This is a genomic window from Mesoterricola sediminis (assembly GCF_030295425.1).
Lineage (GTDB): Bacteria > Acidobacteriota > Holophagae > Holophagales > Holophagaceae > Mesoterricola > Mesoterricola sediminis.
Genome location: NZ_AP027081.1, coordinates 625,045 through 650,289 on the forward strand (window position 1 = coordinate 625,045; position 25,245 = coordinate 650,289).

The 25,245-nt window shown below is 70.5% G+C and carries 20 protein-coding genes, 1 tRNA gene and 1 pseudogene; 9 read left to right on the forward strand and 13 right to left on the reverse strand.

Annotation, left to right across the window (positions count from 1 at the left end; genetic code table 11):
* Window positions 1–9: 9 nt before the first annotated feature.
* The 3 genes from R2J75_RS02745 to R2J75_RS02755 form a co-directional block, all read right to left on the reverse strand.
* A complete protein-coding gene (locus tag R2J75_RS02745; protein WP_316411027.1) occupies window positions 10–1,164 on the reverse strand; it encodes an efflux RND transporter periplasmic adaptor subunit in 1,155 nt (384 codons plus the stop codon).
* 326 nt (window positions 1,165–1,490) lie between these two features.
* Window positions 1,491–3,704 carry an immunoglobulin domain-containing protein gene (locus tag R2J75_RS02750; RefSeq protein ID WP_316411028.1) on the reverse strand — a complete coding sequence of 738 codons (2,214 nt, stop codon included), beginning with the start codon at window positions 3,702–3,704 and terminating at the stop codon, window positions 1,491–1,493.
* A 220-nt stretch (window positions 3,705–3,924) separates the two neighbouring features.
* Entirely contained in the window at window positions 3,925–5,736 is a 1,812-nt protein-coding gene (locus R2J75_RS02755) for a carbon starvation CstA family protein (protein ID WP_316411029.1), read from the reverse strand.
* 194 nt (window positions 5,737–5,930) lie between these two features.
* On the opposite strand from R2J75_RS02755, the gene R2J75_RS02760 reads away from it, so the two are divergent.
* On the forward strand, window positions 5,931–7,607 hold the full coding sequence (locus R2J75_RS02760) for a sensor histidine kinase (RefSeq protein ID WP_243334617.1): 1,677 nt from the start codon (window positions 5,931–5,933) through the stop codon (window positions 7,605–7,607).
* The gene (gene btsR, locus R2J75_RS02765; protein WP_243334619.1) at window positions 7,604–8,317 is read left to right on the forward strand and encodes a two-component system response regulator BtsR; all 714 of its coding nucleotides are present in this window, start codon (window positions 7,604–7,606) and stop codon (window positions 8,315–8,317) included. The genes R2J75_RS02760 and btsR overlap by 4 nt, the downstream gene beginning before the upstream one ends.
* A 6-nt stretch (window positions 8,318–8,323) precedes the next feature.
* On the opposite strand, the gene R2J75_RS02770 is transcribed toward btsR, so the two are convergent.
* The gene (locus R2J75_RS02770; protein ID WP_243334621.1) at window positions 8,324–8,653 is read right to left on the reverse strand and encodes a hypothetical protein; all 330 of its coding nucleotides are present in this window, start codon (window positions 8,651–8,653) and stop codon (window positions 8,324–8,326) included.
* A gap of 120 nt (window positions 8,654–8,773) precedes the next feature.
* Complete coding sequence (locus R2J75_RS02775) at window positions 8,774–11,044, reverse strand: spermidine synthase family protein (protein WP_316411030.1); 2,271 nt, start codon at window positions 11,042–11,044, stop codon at window positions 8,774–8,776.
* 102 nt (window positions 11,045–11,146) lie between these two features.
* Between R2J75_RS02775 and R2J75_RS02780 the strand changes: the two genes are divergently transcribed.
* Both R2J75_RS02780 and R2J75_RS02785 read left to right on the forward strand, forming a co-directional pair.
* Window positions 11,147–11,836 (forward strand): metallophosphoesterase family protein, encoded by a 690-nt coding sequence (locus tag R2J75_RS02780; RefSeq protein ID WP_243334624.1) that lies wholly within the window; start codon window positions 11,147–11,149, stop codon window positions 11,834–11,836.
* A gap of 66 nt (window positions 11,837–11,902) precedes the next feature.
* Complete coding sequence (locus tag R2J75_RS02785; protein ID WP_243334626.1) at window positions 11,903–13,060, forward strand: sensor histidine kinase; 1,158 nt, start codon at window positions 11,903–11,905, stop codon at window positions 13,058–13,060.
* 14 nt (window positions 13,061–13,074) lie between these two features.
* Here R2J75_RS02785 and R2J75_RS02790 read toward each other — a convergent pair whose 3' ends face one another.
* Window positions 13,075–13,839: a cytochrome b/b6 domain-containing protein gene (locus R2J75_RS02790; RefSeq protein WP_316411031.1), complete on the reverse strand. Its 765-nt coding sequence runs from the start codon at window positions 13,837–13,839 to the stop codon at window positions 13,075–13,077.
* Between the two features lie 99 nt (window positions 13,840–13,938).
* On the opposite strand from R2J75_RS02790, the gene R2J75_RS02795 reads away from it, so the two are divergent.
* Window positions 13,939–14,514, forward strand: coding sequence for a helix-turn-helix transcriptional regulator (locus R2J75_RS02795; protein WP_243334628.1), 576 nt, complete (start codon window positions 13,939–13,941; stop codon window positions 14,512–14,514).
* On the opposite strand, the gene R2J75_RS02800 is transcribed toward R2J75_RS02795, so the two are convergent.
* The 5 genes from R2J75_RS02800 to R2J75_RS02820 all read right to left on the reverse strand — a co-directional run bounded on the left by R2J75_RS02800 (window position 14,483) and on the right by R2J75_RS02820 (window position 18,523).
* Window positions 14,483–15,595 (reverse strand): ABC transporter permease, encoded by a 1,113-nt coding sequence (locus tag R2J75_RS02800; RefSeq protein WP_243334629.1) that lies wholly within the window; start codon window positions 15,593–15,595, stop codon window positions 14,483–14,485. The genes R2J75_RS02795 and R2J75_RS02800 overlap by 32 nt on opposite strands.
* Complete coding sequence (locus tag R2J75_RS02805; RefSeq protein ID WP_243345586.1) at window positions 15,592–16,425, reverse strand: ABC transporter ATP-binding protein; 834 nt, start codon at window positions 16,423–16,425, stop codon at window positions 15,592–15,594. The genes R2J75_RS02800 and R2J75_RS02805 overlap by 4 nt, the downstream gene beginning before the upstream one ends.
* Entirely contained in the window at window positions 16,422–17,495 is a 1,074-nt protein-coding gene (locus R2J75_RS02810; RefSeq protein ID WP_316411032.1) for an HlyD family secretion protein, read from the reverse strand. The genes R2J75_RS02805 and R2J75_RS02810 overlap by 4 nt, the downstream gene beginning before the upstream one ends.
* A gap of 108 nt (window positions 17,496–17,603) precedes the next feature.
* The gene (locus tag R2J75_RS02815; RefSeq protein WP_316411033.1) at window positions 17,604–18,230 is read right to left on the reverse strand and encodes a TetR/AcrR family transcriptional regulator; all 627 of its coding nucleotides are present in this window, start codon (window positions 18,228–18,230) and stop codon (window positions 17,604–17,606) included.
* Between the two features lie 71 nt (window positions 18,231–18,301).
* Window positions 18,302–18,523: a hypothetical protein gene (locus tag R2J75_RS02820; protein ID WP_316411034.1), complete on the reverse strand. Its 222-nt coding sequence runs from the start codon at window positions 18,521–18,523 to the stop codon at window positions 18,302–18,304.
* Between the two features lie 355 nt (window positions 18,524–18,878).
* Between R2J75_RS02820 and R2J75_RS02825 the strand changes: the two are divergent.
* Together R2J75_RS02825 and R2J75_RS02830 are read left to right on the forward strand one after the other, a co-directional pair.
* Window positions 18,879–19,397 (forward strand): annotated as a pseudogene (locus tag R2J75_RS02825) (transposase); the annotation flags it as partial.
* Between the two features lie 534 nt (window positions 19,398–19,931).
* A complete protein-coding gene (locus tag R2J75_RS02830) occupies window positions 19,932–21,218 on the forward strand; it encodes a Fic family protein (RefSeq protein ID WP_316411598.1) in 1,287 nt (428 codons plus the stop codon).
* 280 nt (window positions 21,219–21,498) lie between these two features.
* Here the strand turns inward: R2J75_RS02830 and R2J75_RS02835 are convergent.
* Window positions 21,499–21,575, reverse strand: a tRNA-Pro gene (locus R2J75_RS02835).
* A gap of 115 nt (window positions 21,576–21,690) precedes the next feature.
* Here R2J75_RS02835 and R2J75_RS02840 point away from each other — a divergent pair.
* Both R2J75_RS02840 and R2J75_RS02845 read left to right on the forward strand, forming a co-directional pair.
* The gene (locus R2J75_RS02840; RefSeq protein ID WP_243332039.1) at window positions 21,691–22,689 is read left to right on the forward strand and encodes an SPFH domain-containing protein; all 999 of its coding nucleotides are present in this window, start codon (window positions 21,691–21,693) and stop codon (window positions 22,687–22,689) included.
* Window positions 22,689–23,591 (forward strand): SPFH domain-containing protein, encoded by a 903-nt coding sequence (locus R2J75_RS02845; protein WP_243332041.1) that lies wholly within the window; start codon window positions 22,689–22,691, stop codon window positions 23,589–23,591. Before R2J75_RS02840 ends, R2J75_RS02845 begins: the two co-directional genes overlap by 1 nt.
* 38 nt (window positions 23,592–23,629) lie before the next feature.
* On the opposite strand, the gene R2J75_RS02850 is transcribed toward R2J75_RS02845, so the two are convergent.
* The gene (locus R2J75_RS02850; protein ID WP_316411036.1) at window positions 23,630–25,240 is read right to left on the reverse strand and encodes an O-linked N-acetylglucosamine transferase, SPINDLY family protein; all 1,611 of its coding nucleotides are present in this window, start codon (window positions 25,238–25,240) and stop codon (window positions 23,630–23,632) included.
* Window positions 25,241–25,245 lie beyond the last annotated feature (5 nt).

Sequence of the window (25,245 nt, forward strand, 5' to 3'; positions counted from 1 at the left end):
GAGCGCTCCCTACTTCTGGGCCCCGGCGGGCTGGGCCGCGGGCGCGAAGGGCACGGCCTTCACGGTCATGCCGGGGCGGACCTTCTGGATGCCTTCGACGACGAGCCGATCGCCGGCGTTGAGGCCGGACTGGACCACCCAGCTGTCGCCGAGGGCGCGGTCCAGGTTCACGATGCGCTGCTCGATCCGGTTGGAGGCGTCCAGGACCAGGGCGATGGCGTTGCCCTTGGCGTCGCGGGAGATGCCCTGCTGCGGGGCCAGGATGGCCTGGTCGTCGACGCCGTCCTCGAGGATCGCGCGCACGAACATGCCCGGGAGGAGCACCTGCTTGGGGTTCGGGAAGACCATGCGCAGGGTGACGGCGCCGGTGGAGGGGTCGACGGTGACATCGCGGAACTGGAGGCGGCCCTCGAGCTGGTAAGGCGTGCCGTCCTCGAGGATGAGCTTGGCCTTGCGGGCCCCGTCGCCGCTGTGGAGCTTGCCGCCCTCCAGGCGCTTGCGGAGGCGGAGGAGCTCGGCGCTGGACTGGGTCACGTCCACGTAGATGGGATCCAGGCGGGTGACGGTCACCAGGGAAGCCGGCTGATAAGCGGTCACCAGGGCGCCCACCGTGACGCTGGACTTGCCGGCGCGGCCCTGGATGGGGGCCTTGATGGGGGTATTGGCCAGGTTGAACTCGGCGTTGCTCACGGCCGCCTTGCCCGCGGCCACGGCGGCCTGGGCCTGGAGGAAGGCCGCCTGGGCCTCGTCCGCTTCCTGCTGGCCCACGGCCTTGGCCTCCGCGAGCCCCTTGGTGCGCTCGGCCCGGGCGCGGATGGCGGGCAGGTTGGCCTGGGCGGCGGCCAGGGTGGCCTTCGCCTGGTCAAGCGCCGCCTGGTAGGGCACCGGGTCGATCTGATAGAGGACGGCCCCTTCCTTGACGTCCGTGCCCTCCTCGAAGAGCCGCTTCTGGATGAGGCCGTTCACCTGGGGCCGCACCTCGGCCACCTGGTAGGGGGCGGTCCGGCCGGGCAGTTCGGTGGTCAGCGCCGCCTTGCGGGGCTGGATGACCACAAAGGCCACTTCCGAGGTCATGGCCGGAGGGGGGGCGGACTTGCACCCCAGGAGGGCGGCGATGCCCACAGCGCCTCCCGCCAGCCCGTTGACGATCCAACCCTTTCGCATGCCTCACCTCGACGGATTCACAATACGACCGGCCCAACGCCTCCCTCGGCGCACGACCTGACCGTAAAGCCAAAGACCTCGGGACCGGCCCCATGCCGCCCCATCAGACCCAACCACCGCACGGAACCAGGGTCCCGGACAGCCACTCGGTCTGGAGCCTACATGCTAGCCCGATCGTGGGCTTCTCCAAGGTCGATATTGTACATTCATCAACAAATCAAGCCCCTCCGGAACGGCAGGTGGGTTGCCGCTGCGCCAGCTGCGAAGGTCGCCATCCGGCGCCGGAGGGGGTTGATTGATCGATTGATGAAGAGGCTATCGGGTGCTCAGTCCAGGGAGGTGGGCACCGCCTGGGCCGGCTTGAGGTGGAGCTGGCGGGTGTGCACCCCGTCGCTGAGCTGGACGTCCACCTCCTGGGCGGCCGGGATGTCGACGGCGCCGTCCCGGGCGATGGCCAGGACTTCCCCCGTCCGCGGGCTGCGCACCAGGGCTGCGGGGTGGCCGGACGTCCAGCGCAGGGTGGCCCCTCCGCTGGGCAGGACGCGCAGCTCCGCGACCCCGGCGGTGGTGGGGCCCGCCTGGCGGGTGGCCAGCACCTGGGAGCCGGTCTTCAGGCGGATGGCGTGGATCCGGTCGAAATCGCCGGTCCCGAGGGGGATGAAGACCGCGAAGGCGCGCTCCGCGGGGTCGTTCCCGCAGCCGACGGCGGCCGTGTCCACCTCCACGGCGGCCACTTCCCGGCCCTCGGCGTCCACGGCCTGGACGGCGTGGGGGCCGGACCCGGGATTGAAGACGCCCCGCACCCGGAAGGCGGGCTCCAGGATCCAGGCGCCGCCTTCGGTGCGGCCCCACGCGAGCAGGCCGTCCTGGACGGCGGCGCCCGCCGTGACCACGTCGCCGAGGCCGCTGGCCAGGCGCCAGGTCAGCATTCCCTTGAAGGTGTAGTCGCTGATCCAGAGGGGGTGGCAGTAGCTCATGATGTCCAGCGTCGATTTGGCGTCCTGGACGAGCCCCGTGGCGGTGTTGTAGCCGTAGACGCCGAGCTGGGCCCCGGCGTAGGGGTAGGCGGTGTCCACGTTGCCGGGGTTGCCGCAGGGCGCGTGGTTCCGGCCGAAGTTGTGGCCCACTTCATGGGCGAGGACTTCGGGGTAGTTGCCGCCGTCCGAGTAGCCGGTCTTGTCCCAGCCGAGGGCGGAGCGGTAGCCGGTGGTGGCCGCGGCGCCGGGGACGTACCCGAGGCCCGCGGTGCCGGAGGCGTACGAGGTCGCCACGGCGCCGAAGTAGTACCGGCTGGCCTGGACGCCGTCGGCGATGCGCTTGGCCTCGAGTTCGGCCAGCAGGGCGGACCAGCCCGTGCCGTCGCTGGAGAGGGTGGTCGACGTGGTGTAGGCGGCGCCCAGCTTCACGTCCAGGGTGGCCACCGGGGCGATGAGGCCCAGGCGCGTGGTCCACTTGCCCAGGTTGTCGGCGGTGAGGTTCGCCGTGAGGCCCCCCTGGGTGATGGGGATGAGGGTGACGGCCCAGGTGGGCACCGTGCTGACCGTGAGGGGCAGGGGACTGCCCGACGTGGGGTAGGCGTTGTTGAGCTTGGACTGCTCGAGGATGGTCCCGCCGGGATCCACGTCGGCGAGGATCGAATACCCGGGCTGGATGAAGCTTCCGGCGAGGGGGAGGTTCCAGGATCCGGCCAGGCTCGATTCATCCATGACCGTGGGCACGGAGGCGCCCGGGGCCTGGATGGTCCAGGTCTGGAGGAGGGTGGCGCCGTTGTAGAGGCGGACCCGGACCTGGGGCTTGGCGGTGTTGGCCTCGGTGGCCTTCACGAAGACCCTCAGCAGGCCGTCCTTCCCGGCCACCAGGGGCACGGTGCCCGCGTAGTCCTGGGTGGACTGCACGATGTACATCGTGTCGATGGTCAGGTCGAAGGTGGTGGGCGGCATGACGGACAGGACGGCCGCGTTGCTGGTGGCGGAGCCGGCGGCGTTGGTCACCTTGCAGGTGTAGGTCCCGGAATCGGACACGGCGGTCGCGGCGAGGAAGTAGCGCGCGTCGGTGGCGCCGGCGAGGGCCGTGCCGTCCTTGGACCACTGGTAGGTGAGGGGGGCCGTCCCGCTGGCGGCCACGAGCAGGGTGAAGGCGTTGCCGCTGAAGACCTCGCCGCCGACGGGCTGGGTGGTGATCGTCGGGGCCACGGTCTTGACGGTGAGCGTCGCGCTCCGGCTGGTGACGGAACCGGCCTTGTTGGAGACCACCACGTCGTAGGCGCCCGCGTCGGAGGCGGCCGCGGCGGCCAGGGTGTAGGTGGCCGCGGTGGCGCCGGAGAGGGCCGCTCCGCCCTTCCGCCACTGGTAGGTCAGGGGGGCCGTTCCCGTGGCCGTCACCGAGAAGGTGGCGGGGTCCCCGGGGTTCACCGCCAAGTCGGCAGGCTGGACGCTGAGGGTCGGCGCCACGTCGGGCGTGCCTCCGCCCCCCCCGCCGCAGGCCCAGGCCATCGCCAGGATGACGCCCGCCAGGGCGGTTTTGAGGGCTTTCACAGGCATGACCATCCGTCCACCATCCATGTCCCGCTCCCGGGGGGCCACCCCGCGGAGCCGCGGGGCGCATCTGACCATTCAGGGATGCCGGGGGGGCGGCGTCAAGGGTGATTGTCACAGAATGGCCACATCCGGCAGGGGGACCTGGGGCCGCGGGGGACGGTACAGGCCGGGAGCCGGTCCGGGCCGGGCGCACCCCGGTCCGGACCGGCTCCCGGTCGACCCGCTATTCTTCGGTCTCGACGAGGACGAGCACCCCGTGCCGGTCCTGGATCCGCTCCTTGATGCGGAGCAGCTGGAACCAGCGCACGAAGGCCTCCACGAAGACGATGGCCATGAGGACCATCAGGACGACGGAGAAGACCACGAGGAGCCAGAGCCCCTTGGGCAGGTAGTTGTGGAGGATGTTCTGGACGCCCGCGGTGGCGGTCACCGGGATCATGAAGAGGCCGGGGATGGCGGTGGTCCAGGCGTACTTCGCCTTGCCGTGCCGGATCAGCATCGTGGTGCCGACGATCAGGGCGCAGGTGGCCAGGAGCTGGTTGGCCATGCCGAACAGGGGCCAGATGGTGGAGATGTCGCCGGTGTAGACCAGGTAGCCCCAGGCGCCGGTGAACAGGAGGCTGGTGATGATGATCCCCGGCATCCACTTCTTCTCCTCGAAGCGGGGCCAGACCTTCCCGAACATCTCCTGGAGCATGTAGCGGCCCACGCGGGTGCCGGTGTCGACCGCCGTCAGGATGAAGATGGCCTCGAACATGATGGCGAAATGGTACCAGTAGGCCGTGAGCGCCTTCATGAAAGGGATGCTGCTGAAGATGTAGGACATGCCCACGGCGAGGGAGACGGCGCCGCCGGGGCGGCCCTGGAGCTGCTCGCCCACCGCCTGGCCCAGGGCCGGCAGGTGCACGGGGGTCATGTGGAGGGCCGCGTAGGCCTTGGGCAGGGCGTTGATCGCGAAGTAGTCGGAGGGCAGCAGCACGCAGGCCGCGATGAGGGCCATGATGGCCACGACGCCCTCGACGAGCATCGCGCCGTAGCCCACGAAGAGGATGTCCTTCTCGCTGGCGATCATCTTGGGCGTGGTGCCCGTGCCGATGATGGCGTGGAAACCGCTCAGGGCGCCGCAGGCGATGGTGATGAAGATGAAGGGGAAGACGCTGCCGGGGATGATGGGGCCGCCGCCGTGGACGAAGGGCGTCAGGCTGGCCATCTCGAGGCGGGGGTGGACCCAGGCGATGCCGCCCACCAGCATGACGATCACGCCCAGCTTCAGGTAGGTGGAGAGGTAGTCGCGGGGGCAGAGCAGCAGCCAGACCGGAAGGGCCGAGGCCGCGAAGCCGTAGAGGGGGATGATGATGGAGAGCTGGGGCTTGGTGAAGGTCAGCAGGCGCGCCCAGGTGGGGTTGTGGGCCACGTAGGGGCCGGCCAGGAGGGTGAGGAAGAGCAGGACCACGCCGATGGCGCTGGCCCCGGCCACGTCGCCCTTGCGCAGGATGTACATGTGCACGCCCATGTAGAGGGCGATGGGGATGGTGGCGAGGACCGTGAACGTGCCCCAGGGGCTGTTGAAGAGGGCGTTCACCACCCCGATGGAGAGGCCCGCCAGGGTCAGGATGAGGATGAACAGGATGGCGAAGGAGGCCACCGTGCCCGCCCTGCGCCCGATCTCGTTCTCGGCGATGTGGGCCAGGCTCCGGCCCTTGTACCGCACCGACGCGAAGAGCACCACCATGTCGTGGACGGCGCCGCCCAGGACGCAGCCGATGATGATCCAGAGGGTGCCGGGGAGCCAGCCGAACTGGGCCGCCAGGACGGGACCGAGCAGGGGTCCGGCCGCGGCGATGGCCGCGAAGTGGTGCCCGAAGAGCACGTATTTGTTGGTCTTGTGGTAATCGTGGCCGTCCGCCATGGCGATGGCGGGGGGCACCCGGTCCGGATCCACGGTGAGGACTTTCCGGGCCAGGAAGAGGCCGTAGTAGCGGTAGGCGAGCGCGAACACGCACAGTGTCACGAACACCAGGGTCAGTGCATTCATAGGTTTCCCCTCCCTAAAGCGGGCGAATGGGCGCCCACCGGCGCCCCGAATTGATGGGCTATGGGTCCATCATAGGGACGCGACATTTGTATGATTTTCAAAGTGCCCAACCGGCCCAACCGGGTCGGTGACCGGTCGGAAATCCCCCCTGACCGGCGTACCCCTTCCGGGTCCCGCCGCTTCCGGAGATCCCCTTGTTCAAGCTCCTCTTCCCCCTCGTCCAGGTGGTGGGCTTCTTCCTGCTGGTGGGCTACGTCTACGCCAAGAGCCCCGCCTACCGCCTCCGCCGCTCGGAGCCGCTGGGCCCCAGCCAGAAGATGGTGCTCTTCGGCTTCTTCACCGGCATCTCCATCATCGGCACCTACCTCGGCGTGCCCGTGCACGGCGCCCTCGCCAACGCCCGCGCCATCGGGCCCGTGCTGGCGGGGCTCATCGGGGGCCCGGCCATCGGCGCGGGCGTGGGGCTCCTCAGCGGCCTCCACCGATGGCACCTGGGCGGGTTCACCGCCGTGGCCTGCGGCGTCTCCACCACGGTGGAGGGCCTCGTGGGCGGCCTCGTCTCCCTGTACTGCCGCCGCTCCGGCGCCGCGGACCGGGCCCTGGACCCGGCCACGGCCGGCCTCACCATGCTGGTGGCCGAGAGTCTGCAGATGGTCATCATCCTGCTCCTGGCCCATCCCTGGTCGGAGGCCCTGGCCCTCGTCGAGGTCATCGCCCTGCCCATGGTCCTGGCGAACTCCTGCGGCGCGGCGCTGTTCATGAGCATCCTGCGGGACCGCCGGGACGTCTGGGACCTGGCCGGCAACGCCTCCACGGCGCGGACCCTGCGCATCGCGGACCGGACCCTGGACCTGCTCGCCCAGGGCTTCAACGCCGAGGTGGCGCCGCGCCTGGCGGTCATCATCCAGGAGGAGACCGGCGTCGGCGCCGTGGCCATCACGGACCGGGAGCGGGTGCTGGCCTTCACCGGCGTGGGCTCGGACCACCACAAGCCGGGCACCCCCATCACCTCCGAAAGCACCTGGCGCGCCATCGGCGGCGGCGAGGTCGTCTTCCTGGACGGGATCCGGGATCCCTACCGATGCAGCATCCAGGACGGGTGCCCCCTGGGCTCCGTGCTCGTGGTGCCGCTGCTCGTGGGCCGGGAGGTGATCGGCACCCTCAAGCTCTACGAGAAACGCCAGAAGCGCTTCCTGAGCATCAACCGGACCCTGGGCGAGGGCCTGGCCAACCTCCTGGCCAGCCAGCTGGCGCGGGCCCACTTCCAGGAACAGCAGGAGCTGCGCGTGCGCGCGGAGCTGCAGCTGGCCCACGCCCAGGTGAACCCCCACTTCCTCTTCAACTCCCTCGCCGCCATCCAGGCCATCGTCCGCAAGGACCCCCAGCGGGCCCGGGCCCTCCTGGACCACCTGGCGGACTACTTCCGCCGGAACCTGCGGCACCTGCCCGAGACCTGCACCCTGCAGGAGGAGCTGGACCACGTGGGCGCCTACCTGGAGATCGAGAAGGCCCGGTTCGAGGACCAGCTCCAGGTGGCCGTCGAGGTCGATCCGGACCTCCTCGGCCTGCGCCTGCCCACCTTCACCCTCCAGCCCCTGGTGGAGAACGCCATCAACCACGGCATCGCCGAGCAGCTCGAGGGGGGGCGCGTGCGCATCCGGGCCCGCAGGGAGGACGGCCGCGTCCGCATCGAGGTGGAGGACGACGCCGGCGCCTACGATCCCGCCGCCCGCAATCCGGGAGGGCTGGGCATGGCTCTCGTGGACCGGCGCATCCGCAACCTCCTCCGGGGCTGCGCCGGCCTCCAGGTCCACTGCGAGCCCGGCCGCCTCACCCGCGTGTCCATCGTCCTCGAAGGGGGGCCAGCATGATCCGCGCCGTCGTCGTCGACAACGAGCAGAACGCCCGGGACGAGCTGGAGGCGCTGCTGGCCGACCACGCCGACGTGGCCGTGGTGGGCGCCTGCGGGAACGCCATCCAGGCCCTGCGGACGGTCCGGGCCGCGCGGCCCGACCTGCTCCTGGTGGACATCCACATGCCCAAGGTGGACGGGTTCCAGCTGGTGGCGATGATCGAGCCCGAGCTGATGCCTTGCGTCGTCTTCGTCACCGCCCACGACGAGTACGCCCTCAAGGCCTTCGAGGAGAACGCGGTGGACTACCTCCTCAAGCCCGTCGCCCCCGAGCGCCTGGCCCGGATGCTGGACAAGGTCCGCCGCTACCTGGGGGAAGGGACCCGGCCCGCCTACCAGAGCCCGGCCATCGACCGCATCCCCTGCGTGTGCTCCCAGGGCATCCGCCTCGTCCAGGCCTGCGACGTGGAGTGCGTCCAGTCCGGCGACACCGGCGTCCACCTGGTCACCGCGCAGGGCCAGTTCCTCACCGAGCTGACCCTGGCGACGCTGGAGGCCCGGGTGCCGCGCCTGACCCGGTGCCACAAGCAGTTCCTCGTGAACCTGGACCACGTGGACCTGGTGGGCCGGCCCGACCCGGCCACGGTGGTCCTGAGCACCCGCTCCGGGCGGCAGGTCCCCGTCAGCCGCCGCTACCTGGCGGGCCTGAAGGAGCGCCTGGGCATCTGAGGCCGCTCAGGCGCCGGCGGCCTGCTCGAACTCGACGAGGAGGCTCCACACCCGCGCGTAGAGGCAGGTGCGCTCCGTTCCGGCCGCCTCCAGGTCGGCGCGGGAGGCGCTGAGGCTGGCGACCCGGGCCCGCAGGCCGGCGGGGAGTCCCTTCACCGCCCGGTCCACCACCGCCTGGGCCTCGGCCTCGGTGCGGAAGAAGGCGCGCTTGTCGTCGTAGGGCAGGGCGTGGCGGAACAGCAGGAGCTCGGTCTCCAGGGCCTGCTGGAGGCCCAGGCAGTGCGCGGAACGCGGATCCCGGCGATCCAGGGGAATCCAGGCGGGGGCGGCGGTCATCACGGCATCTCCTGCGGGGCGGGGGGCCCCCTCCATTGTGGCGCGTCCGGGCGGGACCGGGGACCCCCTGGCCCGCCCAGGCCGTGGGCGGCCGCGGCGGCCTCCCATCGGTGACGGAAATCAAGGCTCCTGGGGGGCGGCGGTCCCGACGCGGGTCCGGGTCAGCAGCAGCATGGCGACCAGATAGGCGAGGGCGCCCGCGGCGAGGGCGGCGCGGAAGCCCCAGGCGAAGCTCACCAGCATGATGCCCGCGCTGGCCAGCACGGAGGCCGCCCCGTTCACCGCGAAGCCCCAGTCGATGGCCGAGCGCACCCGCAGGGCCCCCTTGGGGAAGGGCATGCCCATGAAGAACCCCAGCGGCGCCACCAGGGCGACGGTGAGGAGGGCCCGGGGCAGCATCGGCAGCACCGCCGCCGCGCGCGTGATCCGCCCGAAGAGGACCAGGTCCAGGGCGATCCAGGCCAGGATGGCCAGGAAGGGCGTGCTGTCCCTGAAGGCCTCCGCGTGGCGGCTGCCGATGCCGGAGCCGAGGAGCAGCGTGAAGAGGATGACCGCCAGCGTGTAGGCCCCCGGCCCGATGAAGAGGGTGTACTTCTGGATGAGCACCACCTCCACGACCATGAAGCCGGCGCCGATGGCGAAGAAGTAGAGCCAGCCCCCCGCGCCCAGCCCGCCTCCGGTCCCGCTGCGGCAGGGCAGCAGGTTCAGGGGGACCACGATGACCAGGGCCACCGCGATCACGGCCAGGATGATCAGCTTCGAGAGGGGATAGCCCCGGACCTCCATGGGCTCGATGGCGCCCAGGGACCTGGGCTTGAGGTTCCGCATGAGCCCCTGCTGGGCGATGAAGGGCCGGTCGTCGGTGCAGGGCGAGATGTCCGTGGCCGCGCCGGGGGCCGCCTTGCGCCAGCCGAGGGCCACGATGTCGGCCATGAGGCGGCTCGCGCCCGGCTCGGGGTCGGGGTACAGGCGCTGCATCGCGGGCCCGTTCCCGGGCTCCAGGGCCCGGAAGGCGTGCCGGACCGTGTCCGGGTCCAGGGGGGCCTTGCCCACCAGGATGACCTGCCGGCGCAGGCCGGGCAGGGCATAGACGGCGATGTGGCGCGCCGGGTCCGCGACGCCGGCCCGGGCCAGGCCGTCCAGGGCCTCGCCCAGGATGCGGGGCATGTAGAACTGGTGCTCCATGACCAGGTAGCCCCGGGGGCTCAAGGCGCGGTAGTAGTCGCTGAAGGCCTCCGTGGTGAAGATGTAGTTCTCGGCCAGGGCGAAGGCGCCGCTGGCGAGGGCCGCGAACGTGTTGGAGCTGAGCGAGTAGATGACGTCGAACCGGTCCGCGAAGCGCCGCGTGTAGGCCCGCGCGTCCTCGGTCACCACCCTCACCCCGGGGCGCTCGTAGATGCGGCCCGAGTACTCCGCGTACGGGCCGCCCCGGGCCAGGAGGCGGTTGATGGCGGGATTCACCTCCACCGCGTGGATCTCCGTCGCCCCGGCCTGGAGGGCCATGAGGACGTCCCCGCCCCCGCCCGCGCCGATGGAGAGGAAGGTGCGGGCCCCGTCCATGCGGGCCATCAGCGGGGAAGGATCGACCATGAAGGGCTCCTGCCTGCGCCGGAGGCCCTCCACGTCCCCGTCGAAGGCGTTGATGGGGGTGTTGGCCGTGTTGTCGATGTTGATGGCCCGGTACCCGTCCCCCTGGAGCACCTTGAGGAGGGCCATGGCGTCCCAGTGGCGGAGGATCACCGGCGCCCGTTCCTTGCGCGGCTTGGCGATGAGGCGGGGCGCGAAGGGCAGGAGGGCCAGGCCGGCGACAGCCGTCAGCGCCGCCGCCCCCTTTACCGCGCGGCCTCCCACGAGGAAGGCCGCCCAGGCCAGGGGCTGGGCCAGGAGGAGGGTCGTCGCCGGCGTGCCCACCCCGTTCATGAGCAGGAGCGCCCCCGTCACCCCCAGGGCGGCCCCCAGCAAGTCCGCCCGGTAAAGGCGGGGCATGTCCCCGGCGTGGGTGCGGAAGAGCAGGGCCAGGGCCAGGCCGCCGGAGGCGTAGGCGGCCTGCAGGAGGAGGACGGCCAGCACCAGGCGCCCGAACATGGCCCACGTGGCCAGCGCCTTCGTGAAATCCAGGCCCAGGTGGAGGATCAGGGGCGGGCACACCAGGGTGAGGCCGGCGGTTATCACCAGATAAAGGCCCAGCCGCTCCGGCGCCTGGAGCCGGGGCACGAGGCGCAGGAGCAGGCCCCCCAGGCCCAGGCCCAGGACCGCCAGGGACAGGATCAGGAAGGCGAACATGTAGAAGAACTCGGCCGAAAAGATGCGTGTCCAGGCCAACTCCAGGGAGAGCAGGGAGAAGGAGGCCAGGAAGACCACAAGGTGGGGCCGGGGGAGGGGGTGTCGCATGGCGGTGTCCGGATGGGGTTACATCATAACGCGATGCTATGAACCACTCACTCCTTATTTGGGTTCCCCCCATGGGGAATACCGCCCAGGTACCCTGGTCCCATGAAGATCGCCATCCTCGCGGACCTCCATGGGAATGCCGACGCCCTCCGCGCCCTGCCCGAGGACGCCGACGACGTCTGGGTCCTGGGCGACCTCGTGAACTACGGGCCCGAACCGGGCGCGGTGGTCGCCGGCCTCCGGGCCCGGGCCTCGGTGATCGTCCGGGGGAACCACGACGCGGCGGTGGCCACGCCCGGGGACGCGGCCTGGAAGCCCCGGTGGCGGGAGACGGCGGAGGCCACCCGGCGCTTCACGGCGTCGGTGCTCCCCCCCGAGGACCTCGCCTACCTGGGGGGGCTGCCCCTCCAGGCCCGGGTGACGCGGGGCGGCGCCACCTTCCACCTCGTCCACGCCACCCCCTCGGACCCCCTCTACGGCCACCACGCCCCCGGTGCTCCGGGCTGGGAGGCGGAGCTCCGCGGAACCGGGGCCGATGTCCTCCTCGTCGGCCATTCCCACGTTCCGTTCATCCAGCCCGTGGGCAGGGCCGTCGTGGCAAACCCCGGCAGCCTGGGCCAGCCCCGCAACGGCGACCCCCGGGCCTCGTACCTCCTCTGGGAGGACGGCCGCCTCACGCTGCGCACCTACGCGTACCCCGTGGAGACCACCGTGCGCAAGCTCCAGGCCCTCGCCTTCCCCCGGGCCGTGGAGACCGACCTCGTCGCCCTCCTCCGCACGGGCCGTCCCTGAGCGCGGCTGGACTTTGCCGATGAATTATTCGTTTCCTTGTCGTAGATTATCTCCACCGAGGTCGCCTTGTCCGGATCCGCCCCCATGCCGCCGCGCCGGCCCTTCCGCAAGGGCTGGAGGCGGCGCGCCGGACCCTCCTGGCACGAACTCCGCGCCCTGGCGGAGATCAGCGACGCCGTGGCCGCGGTCGACCTGCAGAACCGCATCGTCTACTGGAACCACACGGCGGAAAGGAACTACGGCTGGACCGCCGCCGAGGCCATGGGCCAGCCGCTGATGGAATTAATTAAATATGAATGGGTGCAGCCCGGGGACCACCAGGCCTTCCTGGACGGCATGGCCCGGGAGGGCCGGTGGGTGGGGGAGGTGATCCACCATACCCGCAGCGGGCGGCGCTTCTGGGCCCAGTGCACCAGCATCGTCGTGCGCAACGCCGCGGGGCAGCGCGTCGGCAGCATGGCGATGATCCGGGACCTCACCGGCCTGAAGCGCATCGAGGCCGAACTGCGTCGCTCCGTGGCCGAGCTGACCCGCTCCAATCACCAGCTGGCCCAGTACGCCTATGTGGTCAGCCACGACCTGCAGGAGCCGGTGCGGATGATCACGGCCTACCTGGGCCTGCTCCAGGACCGCTATGCGGGCCGCCTCGACGCGCGGGCGGACCAGTACATCGAGGTGTCGACCCAGGCGGCCCGGCAGATCCAGGGCCTGATCCGGGACCTGCTCGCCTACGCCCAGGTGGGCGCCAAGCCCCGGCAGCGCGCGGTGACCTCCCTGGACCAGCCCCTGGACCAGGCCCTGGTGAACCTGCGGGGCAGCCTCGAGGCCAGCGGCGCCCGCCTCACCCGGGACACGCTCCCGGCTGTGGCCGTGGACGCCGCCGAGATGGTCCAGCTCTTCCAGAACCTGGTCGGCAATGCGCTCAAGTTCTGCGGCGACGCTCCGCCCGTGGTCCACATCGGCGCCCGGCGCGAGGGCGCCGGATGGCGCGTCGAGGTTCGGGACCAGGGCATCGGCATCGACGCCGACTGCCAGGAGCGGGTCTTCGAGGTGTTCAAGCGCCTGCACCGGCGCGAGGCCTACCCCGGCAACGGCATCGGCCTCGCCATCTGCAAGCAGATCGTGGAGCGCCACGGCGGCACCCTGGGCCTGGAGAGCCGTCCCGGCCAGGGCGCCACCTTCCACTTCACCCTGCCGGACCTCGCCGTGCAGGACCTGCCCTGACCGGAGGCGGGACCTCAGTCGTCGTCGCCGTCCCCGTGGCCGGGGGCGGCGGGCGCCCCATCCCCCCCCTTGTCGGCCTTCAGGACCCAGGTCCCCGCCCCGCCCGGGAGGGTGAGGGTGCCCCGGGCCGGGTCCAGGCCCCGCGCCACCAGGAACGCGACGGCGCCGAGGCCCAGCGCCACCAGGATCCCCGCGACGGGCCGGGCGCCGGCGATGCCGGTCCCCGCCGGGATGCGGCGCCGCCCATGCACCATGCTGAGGGCGATCGCCTCCCGGTGCCGGCGGGTGTGCCAGGCCAGCCCCAGGAGGTGGAGGCCCACCACCCCGAGGAGGGCGTAGGCCAGGGCGCCGTGCACCTCCTCCGCCGCGTGCAGGCCCCGCCCCATGGCCAGGCCCGTGCCCACCAGGCCGAGGGGGAGGAGGAACATGGCCCAGGCCGCGTAGCCCGCCCCCGGATTGTGCCCCGCGGTGGGCCGGTCCACCCCCCGGGCCGCGTCCCGCACATAGCGGACCAGGGCCGCGGGGCTGTGCAGGAAGGCGCTGAACCGGGAGGGCCGCGACCCCACCAGGCCCCACCCCAGGCGGAGCAGGACCGCCGCGCCCAGCACCAGGCCCAGGGCCGAGTGGACCACGAAGGCCGGGCTGTGCTCGGGGGCCAGGAGGGCCCAGGCGAACGCCACCGTGAAGAGCCCGGCCAGGGCCAGGTGCAGGATCCGGGTCGGCCAGTCCCAGACCAGCTGGCGTTCCAGGGGGGCGGCGTCGGGGGTGGGGTGCGGCATGGGGGCCTCCTTCACCGCCCAGCCTGGGGCCCGGCCCCGCGCGCGGCCATCCGACAAACGTAGTATCCTGCCTTTAATCTTGATGACAGGTGAGTTGACATGGACGATCGCACCCCTGCCGGATGGCGCCCCCAGGTGGGTCTCGGGGCCGTCCTGGCCGGGCTCGCGGCCCTGCTGCTGGCCGATCTCCTGACCGACCAGGCCCAGCACGCCACCGGGCTCCTGCACCGGGTGGTGGAGGCCCTGGCCGCCCTGGCCGCCCTGGGCGCGGCCGCCTGGGCCCTCCTGACCCTCCGGACCCGGCGGGAGCAGGTCCGGCGCCTCGCCGCCCGGCTGAAGACCAGCCAGGCGGAGGCCCTCCGCTGGAAACAGGAGGCCGGCGCCCTCGTCCAGGGCCTGTCCCAGGCCATCGACCACCAGTTCGATCGCTGGGACCTGAGCCCCGCCGAGCGCGAGGTGGCCCTCCTCCTCCTCAAGGGCCTGTCCACCCGGGAGATCGGCGACCTCCGCCGCACCCGGGAGGCCACCGTCCGCCAGCAGGCCCAGGGCATCTACCGGAAGGCCGGCCTGGTGGGTCGCGCCGAACTCGCCGCCTTCTTCCTGGAGGACCTGCTGGACCCCGTCCGCCCCGGCACCCCGGCGCCTACAGGGTCCGGCGGAACGTGCGCGCCGTGACGGCCAGGGCGACCGTTCCGATCAGGGCCAGGACCAGGATATCCCCCCCGACCTCCGCCGCCCCGACGTGGCGCAGCAGGAGGGCCCGGAAGCCGTGGACGGCGTAGGTCATGGGGTTGACGGCCGCCATGGCCCGAAGCCAGCCCGGAAAGGCTTCCAGGGGGTAGATCGCCCCGCTGGGGAAGAAGAGGAGGGTGTTGAGCAGCCCCGCCAGGACCTTGGGCGTCATGGGGTCATGGATGCGGCCCATCAGCAGGAACATGAGGGCATTGAAGGCGAAGCCCGCGGTCACGACCAGGACGGCCAGCCACGCGCATGCGACGGGATGCTGGAGGATCGGCAGGCCCGCCATGGCCGAACCCAGGAGGGCGACGAGCAGGCCGCAGATGGTCGCCTTGACGGTGCCGGCCAGCACCATCCCCCCGACCAGGTCGAGGCTCCGGATGGGCGTGACGAGGAAACCCTCGTGCACGCCCCGGATGCGGTCCTCGTTGTAGAGCATGCCGCCCCCGAACATGACGGACAGGAAGATGGCCAGCGCGAGGATGCCGGGGAGCAGGAACTGGATGTAGCGGACATAGGGAAAGACCTCCACGCTTTCGAGGGTGACCTGGGACCCCAGCCGGGGCGGGAAGGCCGGTGCGTTCAGGGCCGCGACCACGTCCTGCATCGTCTGGCCCAGGGCGCCGCTCACGAAGGCGTCGGTGTTGTCGACCACGAGCCCGAGGACCGGGCCTCCCCCCTTCAGGCTGCGCGCGGTGAACCGGGCCGGGATGATGACGGCCGCCTTCAGCCTGCCCGAGGCCACTGCCCGCCGGGCCGAGGTTTCGTCCCCCACCTCCACGAGCCGGAGGGCGCCCCCGTTCGTCGCCACCGACTGCAGGGCGGTCCGGAGCCGCACGGCCTGGCTCCCGTGGTCCAGGTCGACCAGGCCGACGGGGCAATGCACGATCCTCCCGCCGAAGGCGTGGCCCATGAGCAGGAGCTGGACGAGCGGCCCCAGCAGCGCCACGAACAGGAGCAGCGGGGCATGGAAGAACTTGCGGAGCTCGCGCTCCGCGATGGCGAGCAGCCCCATCATGCCTCCTCCTCCGGGCCTGCACCGGACCCGCCCGGGTCCTTCCCGGAGATGACGTGGCCGGTGAAGTGCACGAACACGTCGTCCAGCGTCGTCGGTTTCCTGCCGGGGGAGACCTCCTCCCCCACCCTCCCCCCGGGAACCGACCGCTTCAGGTTCTCGGACGTGTCCAGCGCCACCAGGGTTCCCTGGTCCACGATGGCGATGCGGCCGCAGAGGGCGTCCGCCTCGTCCATGTGGTGCGTGCTGAGGAGCATGGTGATGCCGTGCTCCCGGTTCAGGCGCTTCAGGAGGTCCCACACCCTCACGCGGGAGACGGGGTCCAGCCCCGTCGTGGGCTCGTCCAGGAAGAACACCCGGGGACTGTGGATGAGCCCCCGGGCGATCTCCAGGCGTCGGCGCATGCCACCCGAAAGGGTCCTCACCATGGCCTTGCGCTTGTGCACCAGGTCCACCGCCTCCAGCAGCTCCTCCATGCTCCGCCTCCGCCGGGGGGCCTCGAGCCCGTACAGCTTGGCGTAGATGGAGAGGTTCTCCTCCACCGTGAGATCCGTGTCGCTGGTCATGGCCTGGGGCAGCACCCCGATGCGCCGCCGGACCCCGTCCGGATCCGTGCGGACGCTGCATCCGCCGATCACCACCTCCCCTTCCGTGATCGGAAGGAGGGCCGTCATCATCCGGATCAGGGTGCTCTTGCCGGCGCCGTTGGGGCCGAGCAGCCCCAGCACCTCCCCGGAGCCCACCCCGAAGCTCACGCCCCTGACGGCCTCGAAATCCCCGAACCGCTTCACGACCCGCTCGACCTGGATGGAACCGGCCTCGACGCGGCTCATGACGGCCTCCGCATGGCGGCGGGGATCGTGACCTCCGCCGTCATCCCGGGCACGAAGCGTCCACCCGGATTCGGGACGCGCAGCTTCAGGCGGATGCAGCGGATGTCCCGCTTCCCGGCGCCCACATCCCGCTGGGTCGCGAAATCCGCCTCCGCCGCCTTCGCGATCACCCGGCCTTCGACCTGGGTCCCCCCGGGCATGCGGACCTTCAGCACATCGTGGACCGCCACCCGGTCGGCCTCGGTCTCCGGAAGCCCGACCCAGACCCAGGTCTCGGCGAGATCCGTGAGCACCACCACGGGGGCGCCGGAGGCCACCCCCTCCCCCTCCCGGGCCACGACCGTGGCGACGCGCCCGGTGACCGGCGCGACGAGCTTCGTGTAGCCCAGCCGGGTTCCGGATTCGGCGGCGAGGGCCTGGGCGGACCGGAGCTGCTGCTCCATGGAGGCCACCGTTTGGCGGGCGGCCCGAGCCTGGTACGCCCGCGCCTGGGCGGTCCGGAGGCCGGCCTTGGCCTGTTCGACCGCCTTTTCCGCGGCGCGTTCCCGGGCCCGCAGGGCCTCCAGATTCTGCTGGGCGGTCTCCTGGTCCTGGAGGGACATGGCGCCCATGCGGGTGAGCGTGATCGTCCGCTGCGTCTGCCCTTCCTGGCGCGTGCGGTTCGCCGCGGCCTCCGCGAGGGAGGCCGTGGCCATGTCCAGGGTCGCCTGGGCGCTGGCGACCCCGCTGGCCACCTCCCCCAGGGTGCCCAGGGCCGAAGCCCGGGCGGCGAGCACCTGGCTTTCCAGGCTTCCGGCCTGGGCCCGGCTGGCGTCGTGCGCCGCGGCGAGTTCCCCCCCCTCCAGCACGGCGAGCAGGTCCCCCGCCCGGACATCCTGGCCTTCCGCCACCAGGAGCCGCTCGACGCGGCCCGGAACCTGGGGGCTCACCAGCACCTGGTGCGCGTCCAGCGTGCCGGTCACCCGCAGATCCGGGAGGTGGAAGGTTCCGTAGGCGCTCGCGCCCAGGGCCAGCGCGCCCAGGGCGCCGGAGATTCCAAGCAGACGTTTCCTGTTGCCAGGCAGATTCATGGCAGGTCCTTCGGGATGAGGTTGGCGATGGAAGGGAACCCCTGGACCACCGGCCGCCGGCCCCGGATCCAGGGGGCCGCCAAGGGCGGGGGAGGTGTGAGGGGCTTGCTAGGGTTTCAGGCCCTTGATGACGCAGGCGAAGGCCTTCCCGATCAGGTCCAGGTCGACCCTGGCCGGGGAGGCCTCCAGGGGCCGGGTCCGGTCAGGAACCCAGCGCAGCATGGCGTAAAGCGGGCCATAGGCCAGCGACCAGTAGAGGTCGCGCGGGAAGCGCTCCTGGATCGCTTCGGCGCCCAGGCCGAAGTCCGTGAGCTCGCCCTGGCGGATGGCCCGGAGGACCCGGGTCGTCACCTGCTCGCTCACGGCGGTGGGCATGGCGCCCTGGTACTTCTCGTGCAGCGGGGAGTGCATCACCTGCTGGATGAACTGCCATTCCAGCGGATGCGCCTGGAAGTATGCGACCCGGAGCATCCACTGCCGGCGGAGTTCGACCTCGAACGGCGCCTCGGGATCGAAGCCCCCGAGCTGCATGTCGCTCCAGGCCGTGACCTGCTCCTTCCAGAGCTGGAAGATCAGGTCCTCCTTGTCCGCGTAGTAGATGTACAGCGTGGCGGGGGAGACCCCCGCGGCCTTGGCCAGCTTCTGCATCGAGAAGACATCGAACCCATCGAGCACCAGCATCTCGAGGGCGCACCGGCGGATCTTCTCGATTTTGGCTGGATCCCTCGGACGCATGCGCTGACCCCCTCCTTCTAAGATAAACGAACATTCACTCATGTCAAGCCGGCCGAACTGCCTTTTTGAGATCAGCAGGCAGAAGGTGCGCGTTCCGGAACGCGTCCCAGGAGGCTGTGACGACCGGGATCGCCCTGCCGGTCCCGGACGCCCGCCGTGACGCCGGTGCAGGCTGGGCCCCCTTCGATGGCGTCAAGGCACCGGTGGATGGCAAGCCCCTCCCCCGCCAGGTCGAGGCCGGCGGGGCGGGAGATCACCTCCCATCTGAAGTCCATGAAGCTGGACGCTGCCATCTTTGCCTGATTTGAGGAGCCCAAGGCGGCCTTGAGAGGCCCTTGGGGCGCGTCCTTGAGGTGGACTTCCAGGCGGGTATGGCCATCTTCGGTGGTGTAAAGGAGAAATGGATCCCCTGGGCTGGCATGGCTGCCGGACGGCTTGCGGCGGGTTGTCATGATCGCTCTCTGATTCCCATGGTCTTTGCTTTCTGACCCTTCCCGGCGTCCCAATGTTCCTGCCGATCGCCACGCATGGAGAATATCCACCCTTCCATGTGGCGGGCGAAAAATTAACGAAGCAACAAAAGTGTGTCTACGACGCGGGAAGGTCGGGATTCATGCCTTGAAGGGCCGACCCCATGCGACCGGACCGCGGGGCGAACTGGGCCTGACGGGGGTGGCCTTCAATGTGCTCATGGCAAGGCTCGCCAAGCGGAAGTGGGTGGTCTATGCCAAGCGCCCCTACCGGGAGGCCTGGCACGCCCTCGCCTACCTGGGCCGCTACGTTCACCGGGTGGGGATCTCCAATTCGAGACTCCTCGAGGTTGCCGATGGCCAGGTGACTTTCCGGACCAAGGGCAAGGCCACGGCCACCCTGCCGGAGGTGGCCTTCCTACGCCGGTTCCTGCTCCATGTGCTTCCGGAGCAGTTCACCAAGGTCAGGCACTACGGCCTATACGCCTCGCCCAAGCTGCTGGAGAAGGCCAAGGCCCACCTCGGCGACCAGGCCATCCCGGACCTCTGGCGAAAGCCCGCTCCCGACGATGGCGTGGAGGATCGGCTCATCGCCATCGTCGAATGCCGGGACATGCTGTGCCCCGACTGTGGCTCGATGATGGCCCGCAAGCACCTGCCCAGGCCGCGGGCGCCACCCGAGGGGACACCAGCATGACTGCCGTCCCTACTGCGCCCATCACCACCATCCCGTGCCTGGCGTCCCTGCCCGGATTGGGAAGGGTCTGGCCCGAATGGGTCGGCAGCCCGGGACCAGGCTGTCGCCAGAGAACCTTGCGGACCATGCAGGGCATCGTCGGGGCCCTCCGCATGCCCAAGGGAGCCCGACCCACCCCGAATTCCGCATAACGAGCGCGCCGGCTCCGCTGCGAACGAGCTTGTTCAACCCCGCAATTCTGGGGGGCTGGGGCCGTCATGCACGCATGGCCGACCGGTACCTGCCCCCGGAATTGCTAACAGTTTGAAAGGGCTGTGCCCGGGATGCGGTGTAACCAGAAAGGTAGAACTGACCGCGCCCAGGGCTACCGCCCCCCCCCACCGCATGACCTAAGCCCATGAAGGTTCCGGACATACTTGGAGGCCTGGAATCCTCCTGCAACCGCTATCGCCACAATTTTTGGGCCATGGGATTGCGATGATGGGAATACCTCCGATAATCATATCACCTGGAGATATGATTCCAGCCATGGACATGCCTCGCTCCCGCTCCCCCAAACCGCGCCCTGGCACTTGGCCCCCCAAGGATGGCGGGCCGGATTCCAGTGTGACGGACAGCAGTCCAAGCCTTCCGGGGCTCCTTCCATCAGAGGTCCTTCGCCTCGGGCGGAGCCTGCTCCTTGACCCTGAACGGGTACAAGACCGCTGGATCTGGCAACACCCGGACTGGCCAGGTTTCACCCAAGATTGGGAACACTTGGTGGAACCTTTGGGGAACGCCCGCCAGGCACTCGGGCGCCTTCAAATGGCAAGCAGGGTTCTGGACCCACGATCCGCCATGCGCGTTCTGGCCGAGGTCCTGGCCCAAGAAGGGGTGAGCTCCAGCGCCATCGAAGGGGAAGGCATCAACCCCGCCTCCATGGCTGCTTCCGTGGCCCGGCACCTGGGCCTTCCCGTGGACCCGACCGCCCCCATCGACCGAAACGCTGAAGGCATTGCCGCCGTGCTCATGGATGCCATGACCAACCGGGACGCCCCCCTCACTGTTGACCGCCTATGCCGCTGGCACCGCGCACTCTTTCCGGAAAGTCGGCCCGGCCTCGCCATAGGCGTGCTCCGCCCCGGGAGCGTTCATGTCGGCAGCAACATTTCCGAAGAGGAATCCATCGTCCACTTCTTGGCCATGCCCCGGGAGCGGTTGGAACCCGAACTCGACCGCTTCATCACCTGGTTCAATGACTCCAAGGGTGCGATGGACGGCCTGGTCCGTGCCGGCCTGACCCACCTCTGGTTTGTCACACTCCATCCTTTCGATGACGGCAATGGCCGCATTTCCCGGGCCCTCACCGATCTCGCCCTGGCCCAGGAACCCATAGCTGCGCCCCTGGCTCGAATGTCCAGATGCATTCTCCAGGGTCGGCCGGACTACTATGCCGCCCTGGAACAAGCCCAGGCATTCAAGAACGGCCTGAATGTCACCCCCTGGCTGCGCTGGTTCCTCGAGCAGACCGCCCAGGCCTGCGCTCAGTCCGAACGTGTGGTCCAGGCCACCCTGGCCAAAGGGATCTTCTGGGCCCGGCATGCCGAAGACCCAATCAATGAACGCCAGCGTAAGGCCCTCAACCGCCTTCTAGACGCCGGCCCCGATGGCTTCCAGGGCGGCATGACCACCCGCAAATACGCTGCCCTCACCCGCTGTAGCCCAGTCACCGCCTCCCGCGATCTGGCAGAGCTCGTAGAGCGGACCTGCTTGCGTTCCTATGGCGCCGGACGTAGCACCGCCTACGAACTCATTTGGGACGCCCTGCTGCTGGGGCAATAGGGATCGACCGGCCCCTGGCCCTGGCCACTGAAAGATCGGCAACATTAGTTGGCCTTTTGGGCATCGGGTGAACTGGAAACGTCCGTAGTGAAACCCGCACCCAGATTGTCATCTGGACATTTTGGACGCTTCGGACATTCCTCCCTCTTGGCATAGAAGGGGAGGAGAAAAAAGGGAAATACCCTGAGCTGGGTGAATTGGAGAGTAGAGGTAGCGTAGATCGCAAGAAAAAACGAGGCCCCCAATCCTGTGTGGAAGCCTCGTAAGTCATTGGTTTTATTGGTCGGGGCGAGAGGATTCGAACCTCCGACCCTCTGCTCCCAAAGCAGATGCGCTACCAGGCTGCGCCACGCCCCGACGGACTGAAAACTATAACAAAGGCGGGGACGGCAGGCAATTTGGGGAGGAATCCTCAAGGGTCGGGGGGGTGGCCGGGGCATACTGGGGCATCCGCACCTGAAAGGGGGATGGCATGTTCGACCTGATGGGGGGTCTCACCCTGGGGATTCCCCTGGGGGTCGTGGCCTGGTTCCTCGTGCGCTATCTGGCGGCGGGGATCTTCACGGTGAACCAGAATGAGCGGGCGGTGAAGACCTCCTTCGGGAGGGCGCAGCGCCTGGAGGGGGTGACGACGGCCAATGATCCGATCTCCCGCATGCTCAGTCCGGAGGAGCGGGACCGGTACGCGGTGCCGCAGGTGCGGGTGATCCAGCCCGGGGGACCCTACTTCAAGTGGCCCTGGGAGCGGGTCTACAAGGTGTCGATCTCGACTGAGACGGTGAGCATGGCCTGGGACCCCACGGCCCCGTCGGCCAACAGCGGCGGCACGGTGCTGGAGGCGGTCACCAAGGACCAGCTCAACACGGGCCTGACGGGCCAGATCCGGTTCCGGGTCAGCGAGCGGAACCTCTACGCCTTCATCTTCGGGGTGAAGAACCCAATCGCCCACGTCATGGGCTACTTCGTCTCGGTGCTGCGCGAGCGGATCGCGACCTTCGAGGTGCCCCGGGACGCCGCGGACGGGAAGGACGTGGACGGCGCGGCCCAGACGGGGATCTCCATCAACGATCTCCGGAAGAACCTCCGGGACCTCAACGAGCACATGGACCGGGAGTGCGCGTCGGCGCAGGCCCGCTACGGGATCCAGCTGGAGGCCAGCCTCATCACGGCCATCGATCCGCCGCCGGAGGTGGAGTCGGCCCTGGCGGCCATCAACACGGCCCACAACCAGGTCAGCTCCGACATCAGTCTGGCCCAGGCCGCCGCTGACCAGAAGATCGTCCAGTCCCGCAGGGCGGTGGAGATCGAGACCCTGCGTGCGCAGGCGGAGGTGGAGCCCCTGCGGCTCCTGGCCTCGCAGATCGCGGACCTGAAGACCCACGGAGGTCCGGGCGCGCTGGAGGCGTACGTCCGCAACGTGCGGCTGGGGCTCTATGCGGAAGCCGGCAAGGCCGTCCTGGAGGTGGAGTGATGGAAACCGTCGTCGTCGCCTTCGTCACGTTCGCGCTCTGCTTCATCGCGGGCCCGGTGATCATGGGCCTGCTGAGGACGCTGGGCTTCTACGCCATCGTCCAGGAGCGCCAGTGCCTGGTGTTCGTGCTCTTCGGGAAGGTGATCGCGGTCCTGGACGATCCGGGGCTCCACTTCCTCTGGCTCCGCATGGGCTGGCGGGCCCCCCTCGTGGGCTGGCTGGGCAAGCGGTACGTCATCGACCTGCGCCTGGACCAGGAGTACCTGCGCAGCGCGCCGGTGAACTCGGAGGAGGGCGCGCCCATGGGCATCGGCATCTGGTACGAGATGTACATCTCGGACCCCGTCGCCTACCTCTTCAAGAACACGGACCCCCGGGGCTCGCTGGCGGCCAACGTGAGCAACTCGGCGGTGCGCTGCCTCAGCAACCTGCCGTTGGGCTCCATGCTCAGCGACCGCCACGCCATGAGCCAGACGGTGCGCACGGAGGTGTCGCCCCAGTCCCACGAGTGGGGCTATCGGCTGGGCTCGGTCTACATCCGGAAGGTCCATTTCCGGGACGGCGACATGATCCGCCAGATCGAGAGCAAGGTGGTCAACCGCCTGCGCCAGGTCACGTCCAGCATCAAGCAGGACGGGGTCAACCAGGTGAACATCATCACCAGCACGGCCGAGCGGCAGGCGGCGGTGGAGTTCGCCAAGGCCGGGGCGGTGCGCCCGGAGATCGTGGGTGCCGCCCTCCAGGAGATCAGCCAGGATCCGCAGGTGTCCGAGGCGCTCTTCCGGGTGCTGGAGGTCCAAAAGCTCACGGGCCGCAAGGCGGCCATCACCCTCGTGCCGCGGGGGCAGGCGCTCCTGCCCCAGCTGCTGGCGGCGGCGCCCCAGCCGGGGGGGCAGGGCTGAGGCCAGGGGCCTGAGGGCGCCTCCCCCCGGGGGCGTCCTCAGGCCCGGAGGCCGGCCGCGCGCAGGAGGACGTCCTCCAGGTCCCGGGCGAAGGCCGGGGCGTCCATGAGGGGGCTGCGGACCATGCGGGGCCGCAGGTCCCGGCGCAGGGCCTCCAGGCGGTCCAGGTCCCCGGCGAGGCCGGCGGCGGCGGCCACGAAGGCGTCGTCGTCCCAGGCGGCGAGCCCGGGGAGGCCCAGGTTCTGGAGCTGACTCCAGCCGGCCCGGCCCACGACGGTGGCGCCCACCCGGGTGACGACGGGCACGCCCATCCAGAAGGCGTCCAGGCTGGTGGTGTGGCCGTTGTAGGGGAGGGTGTCGAGGCAGAGGTCGATCTCCCGGTATTCGGCCAGATAGGCGTCCCGCGCCTGGAAGGGCACGAAGTCGACCCGGTCGGGGCCGGGGAGCTGGCTGAGCACCCAGGCCCGGCTGGCGCCCTCGGGGGCCAGGAGGCGGAGGCGGGAGCCGGGCACGGCCTCCAGGACCCGGGCCCACAGGGCCAGGACGCCGGCGTTCACCTTGCAGAAGTTGTTGAGGCAGCCGAAGGTCACCCGCCCGTTTCGCCGGGCCGGGAGGGGGCCGGGCTCGGGGCCCTCGGCCAGGGGGTCGTAGCACCAGAAGGTGCGGGGGAGGTGGAGGGTGCGCTCGGCGTAATGGGCGTCGTGGAGGCCCGGCGGGTCCAGGTAGGGGTCGCTGATGCGGGCGTCCACGGCGGAGAGGCCGGTGGTGCCGGGGTAGGCGAGCCAGGCGACCTGGATGGGGGCGGGCTTGCGGGCGAGGACGCCCGGGCGGCCTCCGGCCATGTGCATGGTCAGGTCCACCAGCACCTCGATGCCGTCCTCGCGGATCCGGGCGGCCAGTTCGGCATCGTCCAGGCGGGCACAATCCCGCCAGGCGGGGACGAGGCCCTTCAGGCGCTCCGTCACGCCATCGGGCCGGGCCACGGTGGCGTAGGCGGTGACGTGGACCCGGCTGGGGTCGTGGTGGGCGAAGAGGGGCAGGGTGAAGAAGGCCTGGCAGTGCCACCGGAAGTCCGGCGACAGGTAGCCCACGCGTAGGGGGCCGCCGGACCGGGGCGGGGCGGGGGGCAGGCGCAGGGCGGCCCCCTGGGGGGGCTCGCAAAGCCGGGCGGCCTGGAGGAGGGCCTCCGGGGAGGCCCCGGGGGCGAAGGGGGTCAGGTAGGCCAGGTTGCCGCGGGCGAGGGGGTCCCCGGGATCCAGGTCCAGGGCCCGCCCCAGGGCGGGCAGGGCCAGGTCCACGCGGCCCAGGTCCTTGAGGAGGTTGGCCAGGGCGATCCACGCGAGGGGGGAGCCGGGGTCCTCGGTCACGGCCTGCTCCAGCAGGTCCCGGGCGAGGTCGGGGGTTCCGAGGGCCCGGGCGGCGACGCTGGCGTTGAGCCGGCCCTCGGGGCAGTCGGCGGCCAGGAAGGCCGCGAGGGCCTCCCTGGGCCGGCCGGCCATCAGGAGGGCGTTGCCCAGGTTGTTGGAGGCTTCGGGGCAGGGGCCGCCGGCCAAGGCCTCCTGGTACCGGGCCGCGGCCTCGGCCCACCGCCCGCAGGCGGCCGCCTCATCCCCGCGCCGGAAGGCCTCCTGGGCCGCGGGATCCGCCATGGGGG

Coding starts and splice junctions, on each gene's coding strand:
- R2J75_RS02750 (WP_316411028.1), bottom strand. CDS start 3,704: ATGCCTGTGAAAGCCCTCAAAACCGCCCTGGCGGGCGTCATCCTGGCG.
- R2J75_RS02845 (WP_243332041.1), top strand. CDS start 22,689: ATGGAAACCGTCGTCGTCGCCTTCGTCACGTTCGCGCTCTGCTTCATC.
- R2J75_RS02755 (WP_316411029.1), bottom strand. CDS start 5,736: ATGAATGCACTGACCCTGGTGTTCGTGACACTGTGCGTGTTCGCGCTC.
- R2J75_RS02820 (WP_316411034.1), bottom strand. CDS start 18,523: ATGGCAGCGTCCAGCTTCATGGACTTCAGATGGGAGGTGATCTCCCGC.
- btsR (WP_243334619.1), top strand. CDS start 7,604: ATGATCCGCGCCGTCGTCGTCGACAACGAGCAGAACGCCCGGGACGAG.
- R2J75_RS02830 (WP_316411598.1), top strand. CDS start 19,932: ATGCCTCGCTCCCGCTCCCCCAAACCGCGCCCTGGCACTTGGCCCCCC.
- R2J75_RS02775 (WP_316411030.1), bottom strand. CDS start 11,044: ATGCGACACCCCCTCCCCCGGCCCCACCTTGTGGTCTTCCTGGCCTCC.
- R2J75_RS02780 (WP_243334624.1), top strand. CDS start 11,147: ATGAAGATCGCCATCCTCGCGGACCTCCATGGGAATGCCGACGCCCTC.
- R2J75_RS02800 (WP_243334629.1), bottom strand. CDS start 15,595: ATGATGGGGCTGCTCGCCATCGCGGAGCGCGAGCTCCGCAAGTTCTTC.
- R2J75_RS02795 (WP_243334628.1), top strand. CDS start 13,939: ATGGACGATCGCACCCCTGCCGGATGGCGCCCCCAGGTGGGTCTCGGG.
- R2J75_RS02790 (WP_316411031.1), bottom strand. CDS start 13,839: ATGCCGCACCCCACCCCCGACGCCGCCCCCCTGGAACGCCAGCTGGTC.
- R2J75_RS02840 (WP_243332039.1), top strand. CDS start 21,691: ATGTTCGACCTGATGGGGGGTCTCACCCTGGGGATTCCCCTGGGGGTC.
- R2J75_RS02745 (WP_316411027.1), bottom strand. CDS start 1,164: ATGCGAAAGGGTTGGATCGTCAACGGGCTGGCGGGAGGCGCTGTGGGC.
- R2J75_RS02815 (WP_316411033.1), bottom strand. CDS start 18,230: ATGCGTCCGAGGGATCCAGCCAAAATCGAGAAGATCCGCCGGTGCGCC.
- R2J75_RS02850 (WP_316411036.1), bottom strand. CDS start 25,240: ATGGCGGATCCCGCGGCCCAGGAGGCCTTCCGGCGCGGGGATGAGGCG.
- R2J75_RS02810 (WP_316411032.1), bottom strand. CDS start 17,495: ATGAATCTGCCTGGCAACAGGAAACGTCTGCTTGGAATCTCCGGCGCC.
- R2J75_RS02770 (WP_243334621.1), bottom strand. CDS start 8,653: ATGACCGCCGCCCCCGCCTGGATTCCCCTGGATCGCCGGGATCCGCGT.
- R2J75_RS02805 (WP_243345586.1), bottom strand. CDS start 16,425: ATGAGCCGCGTCGAGGCCGGTTCCATCCAGGTCGAGCGGGTCGTGAAG.